Origin of the sequence: Mucilaginibacter arboris (assembly GCF_009754915.1) — a bacterium.
GTDB lineage: Bacteria > Bacteroidota > Bacteroidia > Sphingobacteriales > Sphingobacteriaceae > Mucilaginibacter_A > Mucilaginibacter_A arboris.
In genome coordinates this window covers 269,427-288,623 of record NZ_WPIK01000005.1, presented here as the reverse complement: position 1 = coordinate 288,623, position 19,197 = coordinate 269,427, and the positions used below count along the sequence as shown (strand labels likewise).

The window sequence follows — 19,197 nt, the reverse complement described above, 5'->3', positions numbered from 1 at the left end:
CCGAAAGATTTTTAAAAAACCCCAGCGAAAAGTCGTTTGCATTAGGAGGGCACAATAATAAAATTGTCATCAAATTCAATGTGGTTAGCAGTTGATCAATAAAATATTATAAACGGACAGAAAAACTAAATAAATTAGTGTTCTTTTAAATCTCTAAAACTAATCAGTTGAAATAATAAGCAAATAGCAATTTGAAGACATTTTCATCCATACGGGAACTGCTATTGGTTTTGAGCCGTGAACAAAAACTCATTACAGAAATATTTGAAAAGCGCAAAGTCTTGTCCTATAAATATGATGATGCCTTGGAAGTGCTGGATTATAATGAGGATAAACTTCGCCTGTTGCTTGAATTCACGGTACTCAGAGAAAATGGGGCTTATTTGGAGCTTGATGATCACTTCCTTCAATTTTTTGAACAGGTATTAGAAGTAAATGAAGAAATAAATGTTTCCTACATCACGGAGAATCTCCAAACCATAAATCAAAACATCATTTATTACCTGAAGGAAAATAGTGAAAGCAGGAAATATAATTATTTAAGGCAGGTTAAAAGCGCCTTAAGAAAAACAGGGATTATTGCTATAAGAAATGTCGTTGACCTGAAACGTAATATCGACAATACTTTTAAGAATGAACCGAATTATAAAATAAAGAAAGCTAAACTGGAGCACCTTGATATTAAGCGGAATGATATTGCAACCCTCGTCATGTTAACTGATAACCTGGTGGCTGGGGATGAAGAGCAAACTTTTTTCAAAACCGCTTCAGATGAAGAACTGCAAAGGATCATTAATGCGTTGCGAGGGAAGCTTAATTTTTGCCGCCATAATTTAATTTATATACAAAAGCAAATTATAGAGTTTTTGAACCGTTTAAAGTATCAAAGCGGGCTGCTTGAAAAAATCAGGCAATTAAAATATTTAAAAGACCAATTCGAATTAAAAAGCAAGACAAACATCGTCAAACTTTTGCTGGCAGACCACTCGCTGGTTTATGAGCCTAATCCTACCTACTCCCTAAAGCTTTCTTTAGACCAATTGCAGAGCGATGATGAGGCACTTGATGCCATTAAAAAAGTTGTAAGCAGAAACAGGTCAGGCGGTCGTTCTGTAATTCAGCTTTCTGATAATAATTTATCCGATTATTTACAACTTGATATAGAAGAGGTAGAACAAATAAATCTTAAGGCGGTTAAAAATAGCTTTCTCGCCGGTAGTAATAATCTGTTCGATTTTTTGCGGACCTACGATTTTGGCAAGCCTGTATCTTTCGAGGAGTGCCTTACCATTTATTGCCAGCTTATTTGCCAATACGATCTGCAATTCAAGTTGACCGCGGAGTACCAAACTAGGCAAAACACAGAATATTTATTGATTTACCCGTTATAACATGCAGGAAATACCCAAACAGTCAGCAGAGGTTTTTGAAATACTGAATAAGGGACAATTTATTTGTTCCAACAGCAGTAGAGAATCCGTGTGTAAGCTTTATTCTGTAATCAACCAAGATTTTGATTCCTATTGTGATTATTTCAAGGGTATTAATCTGATCCTGGAAGAAGGTGATGAATACTATTACTTTGCCCGATTAGAAAGCCGCGCGGAAATGGAACGTAAACTGGAAATTGCCATGAAATGGATTGACATTGTTGATTTTCTAAAAACGTTTGAAAATAGTTTCGGCCCAGGGTTTCGATTCAAACCCTCTGACTTGTTGATAAGATTGAGCGTTGACGCGGATTTGAAAAATAAGTTAGAAGGTCTAAAAAAATACGCACCTGGAAAGGAAAAGCATTCGGAAATCATCGACAAAGTGTTAGACATTTTGGAGAAGGATAACTTTATCGAGTTAGAAAATATAATCGTACATGAATATAAAACCCTGGCTTCATTTACATACCTGGAAAAGTTGATACTGAACATAGACATAACAGAGGATATACAGCATGAGATACCTGAATAAAATCGTTTTTATAAACAGTGCCGGTATGCCTTATGCCGATATAAGCATAGATGGCAATGTTCATTTTATTGGAACCCAGGGTGTAGGCAAGAGCACCACACTCCGTGCAATACTATTTTTCTATAATGTCGATAAACTTAAATTGGGAATTGAAAAAGGTAAGCGCACATTCGACGAGTATTACTTCCCCTACGGAAACTCCTTCATCGTTTATGAAGTCGCAAGAGAGTCCGGCCCCTTTTGTGTATTGGCATTTAAGTCCCAGGGCCGCGTTGCTTTTCGTTTTATAGAGGGTTCATACAATAAAGATAATTATATCAATCCCGAAAACAAAGCAATGTCCTGGGAGCAAATCAGGGGTACTTTTTCCGGGACAAATACATACACGCGGAAAATTGAGCGGTATGAAGAATACCGGGACATTTTGTATGGCAATAACAAAGGCCTTAGTGCGGAATTTCGTAAGTATGCTTTGATTGAAAGCAGGCAGTATCAAAACCTGCCTAGAACTATCCAGAATGTATTTTTGAATTCAAAACTGGAAGCAGAGTTTATTAAACAAACAATTATCATGTCTCTGAATGAAGAGGACATAAAAATTGACCTTGCGCAATATGAACTTCACCTTAAAGACTTTGAAGTTCAACTGGATGATATAAGCAAATGGAGCATTAAAAATCGCTCCGGTGAAGTCGTTGCCCGTCTGATCGCTGATGCTGCAAAAGATGAGAAGCAAGTGGCTGATGAGCAGATAAGGGTTTTAACAAATCAGGTTAAGAACCAGGTAGAAGTAAAAAAGAAAGAGCGGGATAACAAAATTTCCAGAGAGAATACTATCCTGCAAGAAACTTTGAATAAGCTGTCCGAAGATATAAAATCCGAAGCTGTACAGGTGCAAACCCGCATTAATGACATCCAGCAGCAGGCCAGTAGAGCCCTGGAACATGCCGGCGCAGACACCATGCGTCTTAATGCAATTGACCAAGAACTTGTTGCGATAGTCGAGGAGCTGCAGTTTATCGAAAATAACAGGCAAACGGTTTCTGAATATGGCAAGGATAAACGTGAATTATTTGATCTGGTTGACAAATTTAAGTCAGATAAAAAGATTTATGAGAACCAGTTGGCCATAGAAAAGCAGCGTCACGAACTCGCCAAAGGCAAGCTTCAGGAATTGGTGATCAAACGGAATCATATCATCGCAGGTTTGGATGCTTCTCAAAGAAGAATTGAAGAAGATATCCTTACATTTGACAATTTCAGCCTAACGGAAGTTTTTTCAAAACTTGACCCTTCTGCTCTTATTATATCCGAATCCGTTAGAACCACGAGGCGGGTTAAGGATTTGATCGATGAAATTAATGACAAGAGCTTTTCAGTAAGGGACAAACTTGACGACTTGCTCACATCCATACAAAAATTTTTGAGTCATTTTTCTTCAGCAAACATATTTGGATTTAAAACCAATCTCATTGAGACCAGCGACTTTTTCCTTTTTGCCGAAAACTTAAAGGAGTTTTTGGAGGAAGACAAAATAGCGGAGTTTGAAAAGCGTACTAATGAACGTTTTGCCAGTTTAATCTTCCAGATTGGCAAAGAGACCACGGACCTTGTTTCAAAAGAAGCTACCATACAAAAAGTTATTTCGGACATCAATAAGGATTTCGAGGAGCGTAATTTTACAGGTGTCATTAAAAGCATTAATCTGCGTTTATCACCAAGTGCAAATAAAATTGTGATGCTCTTGACCGAAATCAGAAAGTTCAATGATGAACATGCCCTGTCTTTAGGTAAATCAAACCTTTTCACCGGAAGCGAAACAGAGCAGATCAATAAAAAAGCAGTAGGGTACCTTAAAAACTTCGCAAATGAAATCACCTCATCCAAACTCGAAGTGATCAACTTATCCGATACGTTTGAATTGCAATTTAAAGTCGTAGAAAATGACAATGATAGCGGCTGGGTTGAAAAGCTGACAAACGTTGGATCTGAGGGGGACAGATATATTGGTCAAGGCAATGATCAATATCATGCTTTTAAATGTTTTCAAGGAAAGTGCATCAAAAAGATTTAAAGATTTTCGCCTGCATTGTATGATGGACGAAATCGGTAAACTTCATCCCAACAACGTGAAGGGCATATTAAAATTTGCCAATGACCGGAATATTTTGTTGATTAACAGTTCACCAACATCATATAATGCTGTCGATTACAAGCACACCTATTTGTTGGCAAAGGACAATAGAAATGTGACAACGGTGAAAAAGCTCATTACTAATAATTAAAGTATGGTTTTAAGCAGATCATTAGCCAGTATATTTTTACAATTGTCTAAAGGTGAAAAAATACCAGCGAGCAAATTGAAAGGCCCGCTGGTAGCTGAATTATTGATGGAGGGTATTCTTGCTGATATAAGGTCTGGTCGTACAAGAAGCCTGTTGTATGTTCCGAAAGTCGAATCGCTCAACGCATTTTTATCAAATCGATTTTCCATAACTGATCTGGAATACTATATCAATAAGCTAAGCCAGGACATTATTACAAGGGCAGATCTAATTGAAGCTGCTGCTAATTCAAAAGCAAAAAAGGTAAGGACTTTTACAGGCTTTCTTGTAAATTGTTATGAACCTGTCACAGCCATACTGAACGGAGAAACTATCAAGGTTAATCCTCCTACCCGAACATTTCAATTTATAAATGATACGAAGCATTTTATTCCACATTCCGGCTTAACCATAGTAGGCGTTGAAAATTCTGAAAGTTTTACCCGTATAGAAAAGCAAAAACATTTATTTAAAAATATCCATCCGTTATTTGTCTGCAGGTATCCCCTTAATCAAAGCAAAGACCTGTTAAAATGGCTAAAAGCTATCAACAACCCTTATTTGCACTTCGGTGATTTTGATTTTGCAGGAATTGGCATATATGTAAATGAATATAAGCGTTATTTGGGATCGCGATCAACATTCTTTGTGCCCGATAATATAGAATTATTGATCAAAACTTGGGGAAACCGAAAATTATACGATAATCAGAAGATTAATTTTGATCTTAAGGTTGTCGCGGAGCCAAAAATTACAGCGTTGATTGATCTAATACATACTCATAAAAAAGGCTTGGAGCAGGAAATCCTTATAAAATAAAACGCTTATAATCGCACCATCGATCATGTGCCTTTGGTTGAAACTTTCTTTTTAAGATTTTTCAGTTTCCGCGCGATACGAACTTTTCGGTTGATGGCAAAAGCCTTTTCCCAAAACTCAATCGTCTTGCCGATCTGGTTATTCGCCTCGTAATATTCTCCGATCTTACGGTAGATCCTATCGATGCCAAAGCTATAGGATACATCTTTGTAATTAGGGCTTGGTGAATGTTGAATATATTGTTGATTAACAACCTATTAAGTACCAGGGTAGACGCAGTAAAATAAATTTCTTTTTAGATGTTGAAATAAGGGGGCAAATAATTGATTTTCAGTTGACCGTGTATTGGTTATCCATGTTTTATTTTATATATTTATTTGACAATCAGGTATTTGTATGAATAAAAAGTAGTGGGTTTCCACTTATTTTAGCACAATGAAAGATCATCGTTTAAATCGAAAAAGAAATCATGACATGCTTGATATTATCGCCATCACCATTGCCGCTGTTGTATGTGGTGCCGAAGACTGGTATGAAATTGAAGAATTTGCCTTAGCCAATGAACCTATTTCAAAATGTTTTTAACGCTGGAAAATGGCATACCCTCGCATGATAACATTAACCAAATTTTTTAGAAGGGATCACACAGGACCAATTGATCAGCATTGATGGAAAAACAATCCGGGGGCTAAGGAAAATGGCAAAAAGTCGCCTGTTCATGTAGTTAGCGCCTGAGCCGATCAAAACGGGCTAGTATTGGGCCAGCTTCGGGTTTACGAGAAATCGAATGAAATTACGGCTATCCCTGATTTATTAAAGTCGTTATTTATAGAGGATTGCCTGGTATCCGTTGATGCGATGGGGTGTCAACATAGTATTGCAGATGCTATCGTAGATAAGCAATGTGATTATTTGTTAGCTGTAAAGGGGAACCAGGGCGGACTGCAGGAAAACGTGCTTGATTCTTTCCGGTTTGCGCTTGCCATGCATCAACTTCCCTTTTTATTTTATCCATTGAAGCGATATGTCTGTTGAGGCATTGTCCGTTCAACACATGTAATTCTATTCCATCTTTTTTAGAGCCTGTTTAAATTTTATTCAATTTATTTTTATGCTTCTTTTATCACATAAAAAACCACTAAATTCTCATGCTTTTAGTATCGGGTAATAATGCAAAAAATAAAATTTATAGGCATAAAAGAAGCATTATAATTTCCTCTGATATAAATTTAAACAGGCCCTTAAATTCTCCCTTTTATTTTTTACTTGCCTACAGCTGTTTTTATGCCAGTGAACGCTGTATGGTAGCTGATGGTTTTAAGGCGATAAACAAAGCATAGCCATGATTAATCAGAATTTAAACAGCTTCTGTAGCTGCAATAAAAGCCATTCGTATCTTTGAAATAATTGAAAAGGTACTTTAAATGATCCATCCCAAATTTTATTTCCTGATTTTAACTTGTATTTGCGTGTTATTTAATGTTAAAACTTACGCACAAACAGATACGGGTAAAATAAAAACACAAACCTATTTGCAGGTTTACTACTCCCTCACCAATACACCCGGAACTCTTGGAGGAAAATCTAATTTATCAATTGAAGTTGGCAAGCAATGGAATGTTTTTAGCTTAGGGGTTGATTTAGGCAAAACTACTTTAGAACATATTAAGGGCAGAGATACGTCCTTCTATTTTGAAGTTAGGCCAAACCTTAACATTTTTCAGCAAGGCAGGTTTACCAATACACTTACGGTTGGCGTAGGATATGTTTTTTTAGCACCAAATAATTTTTTAAGCGAATTAACTTCCGGTATTGAGTATACTGCTACGGATCGTTTACACCTTAACGTAAACTTCGGCCAATTCTATTATAGCGGCAGATATACGGCGTCATCAGTAACATTTTTTGGAGTTTCTGCTTCTTATTACTTTTTACCTTACAAAAACAGGTCTTCTATTATAAAACCTAAATGATAGTTGTAAAATAACATCTGTCGGCCAAGTACATAAATATTAGAAATACTGCTTTAAACCTCAGTAAGAATGGCATAAAGGAAGGCAAAACATCTATTAAAGGCCGTTCGCTAATTGTTTAAGGGCATTAATACCGGGCATAAAAAATAGGCCCCGCCTTTGGTCGTTACAAATTCTGGCAGGTCATGGATCCGTGTCCTTGCCGGGCAGCCCTGCATGCTAAACACGTTTTTGTCATTTCGCTGCCCAATCAGGGGGTCAGTCTCGTCATTCAGTGCTCCAAAGGACTAATTATTTACCAGTTCTGCTGGACAAATTCAAATTGCCTTTCAATATTGCTGTTTAGGCAAATAAAATGAAGGCCCCGCTCTTTTTTGTCGTCTATTTATACGTTCTCTGACCGGTGCCCATACGAGCGTCCGCGCCAGATAATGAGGTGCCGGTTAACTGTCCGTAGCGAGATAGCAGGGCCATTAAATAACGAATCCCGGGGATTGGTACGGCGGATATGCGCACCTACCGGGCAGCCAAAGCCATCCGGGTCTTTTTCTGCAAAGCTGAAATTATTTTCTATCCATTTATATAGCAAACCGTTGTTACAGTTTTAGTGAATCAGTTAAGGTGGCTAAACAAACAGCCAATACTCTAAAGGCAAACGGATCAAAATTAATCCTTTTATCTGGCTGGTATTATTGATTTAAATAATAAACTAAGCCTGTTTAACTATCATTCAATATATTTTGTATGCTTCTTTTATCAGCCCAAAACAGTTAGGCTTTCTATACTATTTATATATTTTAAAAGCAAAAAATTTAGGCATAAAAGAAGCATTGCAATTACTGCTGATATATAAATATATATTTATCTGGACTGATTAAATTTACCAATGGAAGTGATAAACCAAATGGATAGTAAACCTAACAGCACTCTTGGCCTACCGGATGTAATGCCAACCTACCGGCTCACCCGCTTTGTTATTCTTCGCCTGTTAGGTGCAATTTACGCGATAGCCTTTCTCATAGCAATCAATCAAATTGTTCCTTTAATTGGCGCTAATGGCCTTCTTCCGGCAAGTATCTACCTCAAACAAGCGAGTGCTGCACTGGGTTCTGCCGGAGCTGGCTTTGTTCGCCTGCCATCGGTTTTTTGGTTCGGGTGTTCTGATGCAACACTTTTAACTGTCGCCTGGGCAGGGTTCGTGCTTTCCTGTGTGATTGTTGCTGGCTATGCTAATGCTTTGCTGCTTGCCGTTCTCTGGTTTCTCTACATGTCTTTTGTCCACGTCGGGCAAGAGTGGTACGGGTACGGCTGGGAAATCCAGCTTACCGAAACCGGTTTTCTGGCTATCTTTCTTTGTCCGCTGCTCGATCTGCGCCCGTTTCCTAAGTATGCACCACCCTTTGCCATCATCGTTTTATTTCGATGGCTGATCTGCCGGATCATGCTGGGTGCGGGAATGATCAAGTACCGGGGAGATGAAATATGGCGAAACGGAACAGTCCTTTATTACCATTTCGAAACGCAGCCCATTCCTGGCCCTTTAAGCCGTTGGTTTCATTTTTTGCCACGATCTGTTTTAAGAACGGGTGTTTGGTTTAACTGGCTGGCCGAACTTGTAGCACCCTGGTTTGTATTCTGGCCACGCCTTGCCCGCCATATTGCAGGAGTAGTAATCATATTATTTCAGTTTAATATTATCCTGAGCGGCAACCTTTCTTTTTTAAACTGGCTGACTATTATCCCCGCTTTAGCTTGTTTTGATGATGGTTTCTGGTCTAAAGTTCTCCCAAAAAAGCTTGTTATTAAGGCAGCAGCCGCTGCCAGTAATGCCGAAGAATCTAAACAGATGCTTACTACTGCCTGGATTGTAACTGCCCTTGTTGCAATTCTGAGTATCCAGCCTGCCTTGAACATCCTTTCTCCGGGACAGATTATGAACACTTCATTTGATCCGCTCGATCTCGTAAATACTTATGGTGCATTTGGGACCGTGGGGCAGGAACGTTTAAATGTGGTGTTTGAAGGAACAATGGACAGGGATTCCAGCGATAAAGCCAACTGGAAACCTTATATCTACAAAGGCCTGCCTGTGCTTCTGGATAAGCAACCGCCGCAAATTGCCCCTTATCAGTTGCGGTTAGACTGGCAAATGTGGTTTGCCTCAATGGCTTCTCCCAATGAATATCCGTGGACGTTAAACCTGGTATGGAAACTTCTTCATAACGATCCTGGTGCTGTAAGTTTGTTTGCCAGCAGTCCTTTTCCTAAAAAACGGCCGCAATTTATCCGTGCAGTTCTGTATCGTTACACTTTTGTTAAGCCAAATAACCCTCAGGGTTTTTGGTGGGGCCGTAAGCGGATTGGTATCTGGCTTCCGCCTATGTCTGCAAAAGATACGCGCTTAATCAGATATTTGAAAAGTGCAGGATGGATCCGATAACTTAAAAAGGCTTCTTGTTTTAGTACCTGTTTTAAATTTTTATGCGAAGAAAAAGGCTCATGCTTCTTTTAGCACCTAAAAATTTGTACCTGCATCAATTTAAAATTCAAACACTAATTTGTACCTGATAAAAGAAGCATTCCTGATAAAAGAAGTATTTGGTTTAGCGGAGAAAAAAGTATCAAATAACATTAAGAATTGTTTATTTGGTTTGAAGCGTCCATTTTGGAACATAACCAGTGCTGTTATCAAAAAGTATTTTATAGTACATGCTGCCTTTTTCTAATACAAATACTTGCGAATTGGTAGGGATTACCTTAATAATAACAGAACTGTAGTTATCAGATTTCCTCATATTGATTACACCGGTTTCGTTCGATCTGATGTAAGTGGCATATAAAAAAGGTGCATCTGCGTTGGTGCTTTTATCGGTATTGATGCTGTTTTTATCATTATTGCTGTTGTCGTTATAACTATTCGCCTTGTCGTTATCGCTATTTGTGTTGCTGCTGCTGGCAGTGGTCTTGCTGGCAGTAACAGGCACTTGCCCAACTAATGGCGTTTTTACAGTATCGGAATTTATTTTTGGAGGATTGATAATTGTCCTGATTTTAGAAATATGCCTTTTTTTATGATGTTTGGTTTTGTGGAACGAAACGGTGGTAAAAACAGTCGCTTTTTTCGTCTTGATTGCTTTTGAGCTGCTTATCGATTTGATAACATAATTACCAAATATAAAAGTGAATAGGATTAAGATAAGGGTAAATGAAACATCAATCGTCCGGTTTATAAAAAAACGTTGTTGCTTTTGATGAATTTTACTTAACCGGGCAGCCTGGATTTCATTTAATTCTTTATCGTATTGCCTGCGCCTGTCCGGGTCCCCAAGCACTTCGTAAGCTTCGCATACTTCCTGGAACTGGCTGTCGTTTTGGTTCAGGTAAGGTTGAAGGTTTTTTAATAAATTTTCATAAGCTTCCTTTATTTCTATCGAAGTGGAATTTATATCCGTTGCTAAAATGGAATAGAAATCCTTCATGTTTAATTAAACAACTAAGTTTGATAAACGGTTGGATTGGTTTTTTGCTACATCGTTTAATTCAAAAATGATAATCAGCCTTTGCCAGTACTTGTTGGAGGGGTTCTTACAGAATCTTCAGCCTTTATAAAACTGCCCGCTCTGCCTCCATTTCTCATAAAATAAAACTTCATCGATTTTCTGGCAACATTTAGCACGCCTAATATTGAAGTTGTTTAAACTTTTTTTCTGGCCGATGCTTCTTTTATCAGCTAAAAAATGTTAACCATTCACTAAAGACCTATAAGGTTTTCAAAACCTTATAGGTCTTTAGTGATTAAATGTAAACACCAATTTTACCCGGTAAAAGAAGCATGCGCACCAAGCCCGGGCACATCAATCCTAAGCATATCCGAAGGGTCTGTACAAACTTAAACAGGCCTTGAAAGTTTAAACAACTTCATTATAGGTAGCTATTTTCATGATAAAAACTGATTGGTGTTTTTTTAGCGATAGTACTTTAAAAAGCTCATCTTTTTAAAAAGCTTAAGCATAATCAATTTAATGGCTGCTTCTTTTTTCAGTGCAGATTTTTAGGCGGTAAAAGAAGCATCAGGATTTTTTTCTAAGATAGGTTTAAGCTGCCCTTGCTGCTTTAAAAACCAGCTATCAGGATTTAGTACAGCTTGTGTTTAAATTTCATGCTTCTTTTATCACCTAAAAAAGGTTCAACGATTATTGTGGCCTGATAAAAAAACAGGCATAAAAGAAGCATCCTGATAACGCTGATATAAATTTAAACACGCCTGCTTAACGCGCCTTCCGGCTTTGTAACCTTTTTAAATGGTTTAAGTATAAGTTTCTTGTTATCAAACCATTAAACTGTTATTGTTAATCACCCCACTGCTTGTTTTTAAAATCCGAACCCTATAATAGTTACCCCTAAAATATGATAAAGAGGTTAGTAAACCCTTATTTAAGAAATTTTAAAGCCGGTATTGTTTTAAGCCTGGTTATATTAAGTAGTTTATATGGAAATGCCCAGCAAAAAGTAAAGTTTACGCACCTAACTACAGATAATGGCCTGTCGCAAAGTACCGTGCAGTGCATCCTTAAAGATAAGTATGGCTTTATGTGGTTTGGAACAGAAGATGGCCTGAACCGTTATGATGGCTATCGTTTCAATTTTTACCGCAATAGCCCCAACAATCCACACAGTTTATGTGCCAATAGGATAACGTCTTTATTTGAGGACAAGCAAGGTGTTTTGTGGGTAGCTACAAATGGAGGCTTAAGTAAATACGACAGAAGTAACGATTCTTTCACCAATTATCATCCTACGGGAAGCAACGGTTCTATAAGCAGCGATGCAATAACCAGTATTAACCAGGATTACCTGGGCAATTTGTGGATTGGTACTTATCAGGGCCTTAATTTATTTAATTCTAATAGAAATGAGTTTAAACAATACAAAGCTAACCCAGCAAACCCCGATAGTTTAAGCAGTAATGCAATCACTGCTATTTTTGAAGACCATCAGCATAACCTTTGGATAGGTACTAATAACGGCTTGAACCTGTACGACCGCAAAAAAAACCAGTTTATTAAATTTTTTCAGCAAAAGAACAACCAGGAATCCCTCACCGATAATCATATCAGGGCGATTGCGCAAGATGAAACGGGCAATTTGTGGATAGGTACCGACGAAGGTGGCTTAAATGAATATAATTATAACAAGCATACTTTTTTTGCTTATAAAACCAATCCTAAAAATTCAAACAGTATCAGCAGCAATACTATTTTTTCGCTCTCAGCAGGCAAGAATGGCTCGCTATGGATCGGGACGGAAGATGGGTTGGATTATTTTGATGTACGGAATAAGATGTTTACCGTTTTTCGTAATAATTCTGATAATGGAAACAGTTTGGCAGGTAAATCTATACGTGCTGTTTTATTAGATAATGAAGGTATTCTTTGGGTATCTACTTTTTCGGGAGGCGTAAACAAATACGACGAAAATATACCCTTGTTTGATGTTTACCGCAGCAAAGAAACTGATAACCTGGGATTAAGTGCACCGATTGTTACTTCGTTTGGAGAAAGTAGCAACGGCAATATTTGGATAGGTACAGATGGTGGCGGGCTTAACTTGTTTAATCCACAAACAGGTGTTTTTAAACACTACAAGCACAATGCTGCAAATGCCAACAGCCTTTCTAACAATACGGTACTTAGCATTTTGAAAAACAAAAGCAGCAACAGGTTTTGGTTAGGTACTTATGGTGGCGGGTTGGACTATTTCGACCCGGAAAAAAACACTTTTAAGCATTTTACAAAAGGAGAGGGTGAAGATCATTTAAGTGACGGCCATATTTATGCTTTAATGGAAGACCATACGGGCAATTTATGGATTGCTACCAATGAAGGAGGCGTAAACGTACTTGACCCCACCACTAATAAAATTATCCGTTATCAGGAAAATACCCGGCATCCTGATGATCCGTATGCTTTAACTGGCAATGTTATCCGTGCTTTTTATGAAGACAGGCAAAAGAATATCTGGGTAGGTACTTATGATCGCGGGATAAATGTTTTTAACCCGGCCACTAAAACTTTTACCCGCCTAAACAAAGCAAACAGTAATTTATCAAATAACATTGTTTATTGTATTGAGCCGGATAGTAAAGGCAATGTTTGGGTAGGTACAATGGGCGGAGGTTTAAACCTTTGGAATGCCAGGCAAAAAAAGTTTACCTCTTATACTATAAATAACGGATTAAGCAATAATGTAATTAACAGCATTGTAGAAGATGGGCAGGGCTTTATATGGGTAAGCACCAACAATGGTATCAACAGGTTTGACCCTAAAAAACATAGCTTTAAAAATTATAGTCAATATAACGGGTTGCAAAGTTCTGAATTTGTTTTACGGTCCGGCTTTCGCAGCAGCACAGGCAATATTTATTTTGGAGGAATAAAAGGCTTTAATGTAATTAACCCTGTAGGCATTAAGCAGAACTACAATATTCCAAAAGTGCTGATTACAGATTTCCAGTTGTTCAATAAATCTGTTTCGGTTGGTGCAAAAAATTCTCCGCTAACCCGGTCTATCACCGATACAAAAGAAATCAAGCTTAGTTACCTGCAAAGCGTTTTAACTTTTGAATTTGCTGCATTAGATTATACCTTTCCCGAAAAAAACCAATATGCCTACATGATGGAAGGCTTTGATAAAGGCTGGAACTACGTGGGCACCGAACATAAGGCTACTTATACCAACCTGGACCCAGGCACCTATATTTTTAGGGTAAAAGCTGCTAACAATGATGGTTTGTGGAATAAAAAGGGCACATCGTTAAAAATTATTGTTCTGCCGCCGTTTTGGGAAACTTGGTGGTTTAGAGTTTTGATACTGGGTTTTGTTGCTGCCATTATCTATATCGTTTATCAAAGCAGGATGCGCAGGGTTGAAGCTCAAAAAAGTGCGTTAGAAAAACAGGTAATTGAACGTACGCAGGAAGTAAAAAAACAAGCAGAAGACCTCCTGGGGCTGAACAAAGAATTAGTCCAGCAGCGTGCTTACGAACAAAAGGCACGTACAGAAGCCGAACATGCACGAATGGAAGCTGAAAGGGCAAATCAGGCAAAAAGTATATTTTTAGCTACAATGAGCCACGAAATCCGGACACCAATGAACGGTGTTGTTGGTATGTCTTCCCTGCTTGCAGAAACGCCTTTAAACAGCCAGCAAAGGATGTACACGGAAACGATTATTGCCTGTGGCGAAAGTTTGCTCAATGTTATTAACGATATTTTAGATTTCTCTAAAATTGAGTCGGGCAATATGGAACTGGAAACAGAAGATTTTAACCTGAGAAGCTGTGTTGAAGACGTACTGGATATATTTAGTACACGTGTGGCAGAAACCGGGATAGAAATTGTATATCAGATACAGGATAATGTTCCTTTGCAAATTGTGGGCGATAAACTGCGTTTACAACAAATTTTAACCAACCTGATTAATAATGCCATTAAATTTACCTCGAAAGGAGAAGTTTTTTTAGGTATAAAGTTGTTAAACCTGGATCCGGACGGTAATGTAAAATTACAGTTTGACATTAAGGATACAGGCATAGGGATACCAGAAGATAAACTGGAACGGTTGTTTAAAGCGTTTTCGCAAATAGATTCTTCCACTACCAGAAAATATGGCGGAACAGGTTTAGGGCTGGTGATTTCTGAAAAGCTGGTTAAACTGATGCATGGCAATATCCAGGTTGAAAGCCAGGTTGGAAAAGGTTCTACTTTTTCATTCACAATAAAGGCTGCTGTTGGCAACAAGGTGCTGGAAGCCTATAAACAGTATGACATGTCTGGCCAGGAAGGCAAAAAGGTATTGGTAATAGATGATAACCAAACCAACAGGCTTATACTGCAACTGCAGTTAGAAAACTGGAAGCTTCGCCCTGTTCTTGCCAGATCAGGAGAAGAAGCATTAGCCTTATTATCAAAAAATAATTTACCAGACCTGATTATAACGGATGCACAAATGCCAGAAATGGACGGTTTTCAATTATCAGAAACGATTAAACAAACTTATCCGGATATTCCAATCATCCTGCTTAGTTCTATGGGTGATGAAAATAACAAGAATAAAAAACAGCTTTTTACTTCGGTACTAACTAAACCCATTAAACAGCATGTGTTAAGCAGATATATCCTGGACGGACTGCTGCATAAAGGTAGTTTCCCTGTAGAAAAAACAATTATCCAGGAAAAGTTAAAATCCAATTTTTCTGATAAGTACCCTATGCAGATACTTGTTGCCGAAGATAACCTGATCAACCAGCATGTTATCAATCAGATGCTGAAAAAATTAGGTTACCAGGCCGGGGTGGTAAACAATGGAAAGGAAGCCGTTGAAACTTTAAGTAAAAAGTTTTTTGATTTGGTTTTAATGGATATGCAAATGCCGGAAATGGACGGACTGGAAGCTACGCGTATTATTCGGGCAACCATGGAAAAACAACCCATTATTATTGCCCTTACAGCTAATACCATGCAAGGCGACCGGGAAGAATGTTTAAACGCCGGAATGAACGATTACATTGGAAAACCGGTTAAAACAGATGAGCTGGTTGAAAAACTGGAAAAATGGGCTTTTGTAAAATTAACAGAAAACCAGGTATCAGATAAACCGGTTTATTAAAAACCATTTAACTCCTGTTCAATATATTTTGGATGCTTCTTTTATCACCTAAAAATAGAGGGGCACTGCTTTTTCTGTCCTCTAAAAACAAAAGCGAAAAATACAGGCATAAAAGAAGTATTGCTGATATCTATAACACTTCTTTTACCAGGTAAAAAATTGCAACTATTTTGTTTTAGGTTGATCTGTTTTTACAATAATGCGGGGCAAAGGTGTATCAAAAAGATTTGAAACAGATATTCTTGTAGAAAATTCATCAATAGTTATCGCAACAGCAATTTAGTAAAAATTAAAGGACTGGCTATGATAACCAAATGGATTAAAGGACTTTAGGTTGAAAAAATTCAAATCAAAAACAAATTGAATGCGTTTAATTTTCGATACTTCTTTTATCGGCTAAAAAATCGTCAAATTATTTATTAGAGCGATCAGGCCGTAAAAAAGGCAGAAGCAAAAATTACAGGTGTAAAAGAAGCATCATAAAATCTGGTTGATAAGTTTAAACAACCTTTAAGCGCAATAAATAATTTATTTCAACCTTAATCCTGAGGTATCTTTAAGGTAAAGCAGGTTTCTTGTTCCGCAGAAATAACATTAAGCGTACCACCGTGGGCGCGCGAAATTTCAGCAGCTATGTACAGGCCAAGCCCTAAGCCCTGCTGGTTTGGTTTAACTTCTCCACGGGAGAAGGGTTGAAAGAGGCGCTCAATTACAGCGGCAGGAATTTTATTACAGGAGTTAATAACGCTTAAAGTAAACTCGTTATCATCGCTTTTTGCCTCAACCAGAACAGGTTTACCGGCTTTACCATAAGTTAGCGCATTGCCTAAAATATTAGAAAAAAGCTGTGCAATACGTTTGCTATCGCAAAATACAGGTGTTTTTAAATCAAAGTCTGTTTCAATAATATGGTCTGGCCAGATCACCTGCAACTCGGTAATTACCTGGTTCAGTGTTTTTTCTAACTGTTCATTTACCGATTGGCTTAAAACTAAGCCTCCCCCTAAACGGCCACGGGCAAAATCCATAATATTTTCAATCAGGCCGGCCATTCGGTAACCTGAATCCTGGATAATGTTGACCAGGCGAATCCCGCGTTCATTTAAAGGTATCGTCCGAAGCAACAGTTGGGCACTATTGGTTACCGCACCAACCGGGTTACGTAGGTCATGGCCTAATATCGCAATAAACTGCTCCCGTAATTCGGCCGTTTCACGTTCTTCTAAAAGCGTTGACTCTGCAAGGGCAAGTTGTTCGATTGATTGCAGGTGAAAAGCAATCAGATCGGCAAACAGCTTGAACATGCTGATTGTTGCTTGGTTTTTTAAATGGGCAGGTTTAGGGTCGATAGCGCAAAGCGTACCAAAAAAAACGCCATCCTTACGGATAATCGGTACCGAAATATAACTTTGAAAGCCATACAGCGCAGGTGTTGGATGAGAGGCAAAGGCGTCATCTTCGCTCACATGATTTATAACAACCATTTCTCCGCTTTGCCGTACATCGCGGCAGATAGTGGTTTCAATCTTTAACTCACCTCCCGGCTCCATTCCGAATTGTATTTCATCCCGTACCGCACACGCAATCCACCGTTCATCTGTTACCTTGGCTATGGCAGCAAAGCCCATGCCGGTGGTACGACAAATAACTTCAAGGATATTATCGATTATCGGAATACGGTTGATGGCGCTTACCTCTTCCTGGATCTTAGCTTGAAAATTGTCCACTTATTGTTTTTCTGAAAACGCTTAGGGTTTTTGATGCAATTTATAATATTTATTACAAACACAAAATGTTTATTTATTGCTGTAGCTGTAAAAAATTTGTGGCAGGTTAGATATATTTCTATAACTAATCTTGAATTATTTATCCAAATGTATGTAACTAAAGAAGCTCCTTGATCCAGTATAATCGAAGGGGGCCAAACTCCTATACTCTTTTTAGCAGGTTAATCCCTGGCCCTTTCAATATCGGTTTCGTTAGTTTTATATTAGTTGTAGTGGCTAAAATAAGCAGCTGTTTTTTAACCGCCTGGTCCTATCCTGAACTTTATCTCAAATAGTTAATGCTTCTTTTAGGCATATAATTTATGTGTTTGTAATTCACCTCAACACAAAAAGAAAAGTTATTGCTTTTTAGGTGATAAAAGAAGTAACGAAAAAGCGGGCCCAAACCATGGAATTAGGTATCAGTACATTTGGAGAAGTAACACCGGATGGTGTAGCAGGAAAAGCCGTACACGCACATCAGCGGGTACAGCAATTATTGGAAGAAGTAAAGCTGGCCGATGAAGTCGGACTTGATGTATTTGCTTTTGGCGAACACCACCGTCCGGATTTTGTGATCTCTGCTCCCGAAATTATGATGTCGGCTGCGGCTGCCATCACCAAAAATATCAAATTATCCAGTTCTGTAATCGTTTTGAGTTCTGCTGATCCGGTGCGTGTATTTCAAAACCTGGCAACCATTGATTTAATATCCAACGGACGTGCAGAAATGATGGCCGGCCGCGGTTCTTTTATCGAATCTTTTCCTTTGTTTGGTTATAACCTGAACGATTACGACGCACTTTTTTCTGAAAAACTCGACTTGCTCCTCCAAATAAACAAGCAGGAAGTAATTACCTGGAAAGGGAAATTCCGCGCGCCTTTAACTAACCAGGCTATTTATCCGCGGCCTATTCAGCCTGCTATTCCAATCTGGCTGGCGGTTGGCGGTACGCCGGCTTCTGCAGTTCGTGCCGGCCGGCTTAACCTTCCTTTGGCAATTGCTATTTTAGGAAGCGCGCCCGGGCAGTTTGTGCCTTTTGTAAATTTATACCGGGAATCAGCAGAAAAAGCCGGACATGAGGTAAGTAAACTGCCATTGGCCATTAGTTCTCAGTTTTATGTTGCGGAAGATGCCCGGCAGGCTGCTGATGAGTTCTACCCATCTTACGAAGCACTAATGAACCGGGTTGGAAAAGACAGAGGCTGGTCGCCGATGAACCGGGCGCAATTTGAATATTTGCGGAACGACGGCCCTTTAGTAGTTGGAAACGTACAATTAGCTATTGATAAAATAATGGCCCAATATGAGCTGTTTCACAATACCCGTTTTTTAGCGCAGCTGGTTACTGGTTTTACACCTCACGTTAAAGTTTTAAAAGCGATTGAATTGTTCGGAACGAAAGTAGCGCCGGTTATCAGAAAAGAAATTGGTGTGGAAAAAGTGGTTTAAGGTTTTCTGAGATTGGATTGATAAAGAAGGCATCGAGCTTTTTTTATATAAAGTCTAATATATTTTTTCAATTAAAATAGTTTTCCCTCAATAGGTTACAGTTAAAAATACTTAAGATTCCAAAAGTTAATTGTAAATTTCTAATGGACTTTATATAACAATTTTCAGCTATCCATTTAAAAAAATCTTGCTTGTCCACCTTCATTGTCGATAAGTTTGTTTTAATATGC

11 protein-coding genes and 2 pseudogenes are annotated in these 19,197 nt (G+C 38.3%); 10 read left to right on the top strand and 3 right to left on the bottom strand.

What is annotated here, in order from left to right; all coding sequences use genetic code 11:
• The first annotated feature begins 230 nt into the window (after positions 1 to 230).
• From GO621_RS07565 to GO621_RS07535, 7 genes and pseudogenes are all read left to right on the top strand, one after another.
• On the top strand, positions 231 to 1,391 hold the full coding sequence (locus GO621_RS07565) for a hypothetical protein (RefSeq protein ID WP_157565670.1): 1,161 nt from the start codon (positions 231 to 233) through the stop codon (positions 1,389 to 1,391).
• 1 nt (position 1,392) lies between these two features.
• The gene (locus GO621_RS07560) at positions 1,393 to 1,965 is read left to right on the top strand and encodes a condensin complex protein MksE (protein ID WP_157565668.1); all 573 of its coding nucleotides are present in this window, start codon (positions 1,393 to 1,395) and stop codon (positions 1,963 to 1,965) included.
• A complete protein-coding gene (locus tag GO621_RS07555; RefSeq protein WP_198170168.1) occupies positions 1,949 to 4,039 on the top strand; it encodes an ATP-binding protein in 2,091 nt (696 codons plus the stop codon). Before GO621_RS07560 ends, GO621_RS07555 begins: the two co-directional genes overlap by 17 nt.
• Before the next feature lie 253 nt (positions 4,040 to 4,292).
• Positions 4,293 to 5,108 carry a DUF7281 domain-containing protein gene (locus GO621_RS07550; protein ID WP_232335605.1) on the top strand — a complete coding sequence of 272 codons (816 nt, stop codon included), beginning with the start codon at positions 4,293 to 4,295 and terminating at the stop codon, positions 5,106 to 5,108.
• 432 nt (positions 5,109 to 5,540) lie between these two features.
• Positions 5,541 to 5,693 (top strand): annotated as a pseudogene (locus tag GO621_RS07545) (transposase family protein); the annotation flags it as partial.
• A gap of 165 nt (positions 5,694 to 5,858) precedes the next feature.
• Positions 5,859 to 6,143 (top strand): annotated as a pseudogene (locus tag GO621_RS07540) (ISAs1 family transposase); the annotation flags it as partial.
• A 389-nt stretch (positions 6,144 to 6,532) separates the two neighbouring features.
• On the top strand, positions 6,533 to 7,081 hold the full coding sequence (locus GO621_RS07535; protein WP_157565660.1) for a hypothetical protein: 549 nt from the start codon (positions 6,533 to 6,535) through the stop codon (positions 7,079 to 7,081).
• 385 nt (positions 7,082 to 7,466) lie between these two features.
• Here GO621_RS07535 and GO621_RS07530 read toward each other — a convergent pair whose 3' ends face one another.
• Positions 7,467 to 7,670, bottom strand: a complete 204-nt coding sequence (locus GO621_RS07530; RefSeq protein WP_157565658.1) for a hypothetical protein — start codon at positions 7,668 to 7,670, stop codon at positions 7,467 to 7,469.
• A 315-nt stretch (positions 7,671 to 7,985) separates the two neighbouring features.
• Here GO621_RS07530 and GO621_RS07525 point away from each other — a divergent pair, with 315 nt between their 5' ends.
• Complete coding sequence (locus GO621_RS07525; protein WP_198170167.1) at positions 7,986 to 9,521, top strand: lipase maturation factor family protein; 1,536 nt, start codon at positions 7,986 to 7,988, stop codon at positions 9,519 to 9,521.
• 202 nt (positions 9,522 to 9,723) lie between these two features.
• Here the strand turns inward: GO621_RS07525 and GO621_RS07520 are convergent, their stop codons facing one another.
• Positions 9,724 to 10,560 (bottom strand): DnaJ domain-containing protein, encoded by an 837-nt coding sequence (locus GO621_RS07520; RefSeq protein ID WP_157565654.1) that lies wholly within the window; start codon positions 10,558 to 10,560, stop codon positions 9,724 to 9,726.
• 928 nt (positions 10,561 to 11,488) lie between these two features.
• On the opposite strand from GO621_RS07520, the gene GO621_RS07515 reads away from it, so the two are divergent.
• Positions 11,489 to 15,748, top strand: a complete 4,260-nt coding sequence (locus GO621_RS07515) for a hybrid sensor histidine kinase/response regulator (RefSeq protein WP_157565652.1) — start codon at positions 11,489 to 11,491, stop codon at positions 15,746 to 15,748.
• Positions 15,749 to 16,287: 539 nt separating this feature from the next.
• Here GO621_RS07515 and GO621_RS19275 read toward each other — a convergent pair.
• Positions 16,288 to 17,475 (bottom strand): GAF domain-containing sensor histidine kinase, encoded by a 1,188-nt coding sequence (locus tag GO621_RS19275; protein WP_317163403.1) that lies wholly within the window; start codon positions 17,473 to 17,475, stop codon positions 16,288 to 16,290.
• A 448-nt stretch (positions 17,476 to 17,923) separates the two neighbouring features.
• Here GO621_RS19275 and GO621_RS07505 point away from each other — a divergent pair, with 448 nt between their 5' ends.
• Complete coding sequence (locus GO621_RS07505; protein ID WP_157565696.1) at positions 17,924 to 18,967, top strand: Atu2307/SP_0267 family LLM class monooxygenase; 1,044 nt, start codon at positions 17,924 to 17,926, stop codon at positions 18,965 to 18,967.
• Positions 18,968 to 19,197 lie beyond the last annotated feature (230 nt).